Consider the following 267-nt stretch of genomic DNA (forward strand, 5'->3'; position numbering starts at 1 on the left):
ATACCGGCATTCGTAAGTTCAACACCTGTTATAGTTGTAACTGGTGTTGGAGAAACTTCAGAGAAGCGCTTAATACGTGAACCCGTAACCTCAATTCTTTCTACTTTTTCTGCATTTTCTTCTTCTGCAGCAAATGTACTTGCTGAGAAAGCAGCTGTAGATGCTGCACCAAAAGCGATCGCTAAACGAACTGCTTTTGAAACTTTATTGTTTAACATGTGATTCTCCCTAGAACACTATTATATTTTTATTATTTAACAAGAAGCT

At 37.1% G+C, this 267-nt stretch carries 1 protein-coding gene; it reads right to left on the reverse strand.

Annotated elements, in window-relative coordinates; genetic code table 11:
- A partial coding sequence (locus SB765_RS30245) for a hypothetical protein (RefSeq protein ID WP_410932572.1) occupies positions 1-218 on the reverse strand: 218 nt, incomplete at its 3' end.
- Between the last annotated feature and the right edge of the window lie 49 nt (positions 219-267).

This window comes from Pseudomonas sp. SIMBA_067 (assembly GCF_046534675.1).
In the GTDB taxonomy this organism is placed as follows: Bacteria; Pseudomonadota; Gammaproteobacteria; order Pseudomonadales; family Pseudomonadaceae; genus Aquipseudomonas; species Aquipseudomonas putida.